This is a genomic window from Mycobacterium sp. E136, assembly GCF_001666865.1.
Taxonomy (GTDB): Bacteria; Actinomycetota; Actinomycetes; order Mycobacteriales; family Mycobacteriaceae; genus Mycobacterium.
Genome location: NZ_LZJE01000148.1, coordinates 1 through 758, shown reverse-complemented (window position 1 = coordinate 758; position 758 = coordinate 1). Strand labels below are relative to the sequence as shown.

At 69.9% G+C, this 758-nt stretch carries 1 protein-coding gene and 1 pseudogene; both read left to right on the top strand.

Annotated features, from left to right (window positions below):
• Window positions 1-295 (top strand): annotated as a pseudogene (locus tag A5698_RS09735) (DNA-binding protein); the annotation flags it as partial.
• A partial coding sequence (locus A5698_RS09730; protein WP_156670684.1) for a TRAM domain-containing protein occupies window positions 292-758 on the top strand: 467 nt, incomplete at its 3' end. The pseudogene A5698_RS09735 and the gene A5698_RS09730, both read left to right, overlap by 4 nt.

Here is a 758-nt window from a genome sequence, read left to right as displayed (position 1 = left end):
GGTGATCGCCTCGCCGTACCGGGAGATCACCCGCCCGGTGCTCGACTACGTCAAGCGCATCAGCCGCGAGTCGCCGCGCACCGTCGTCACCGTGTTCATCCCCGAGTACGTCGTCGGCCATTGGTGGGAGCAGGTGCTGCACAACCAGAGCGCACTTCGACTCAAAGGCCGACTGCTGTTCGAGCCGAATGTGATGGTGACGTCGGTGCCGTGGCAGTTGAGCTCCTCGGAGCGGCTCAAGACGCTGCAACCGCATTCGGCACCGGGCGACGCGCGCAGGGGATTCCTGGATTGACCGAAGACAAGGGTGGATCGACGGGCCTCGAGCTCACCGTCACCACTGGCTCGCCCGCCAACGGTGGCAGCTGTGTGGCGCGGGACGACGGCCGCGTGGTGTTCGTCCGCTACGCGCTGCCCGGCGAGCGGGTCAGGGTGCGGGTCGTCGCGGACCGCGGAAAGTACCTGCACGCCGACACCGTCGAGGTCATCGAGCCCTCGCCGGACCGCATCGACTCGCTGTGCGCGATTGCCGGAGCGGACGGCGCAGGGTGCTGCGATATGGCCTTCGCCGAGCCGGCGGCGGTCCGCGGACTCAAAGGCGCCGTCACCGACCGGCTCGGCCGTGGCGTCCGCCTCGTCGCGCCAGTGGAATCCGCCGAGCCGCGCCAACTGGTTGGCGACGACGGCGCCTTTGAGTCCGCGGACCGCCGCCGGCTCGGCGAAGGCCATATCGCAGCACCCTGCGCCGTCCGCTCCGG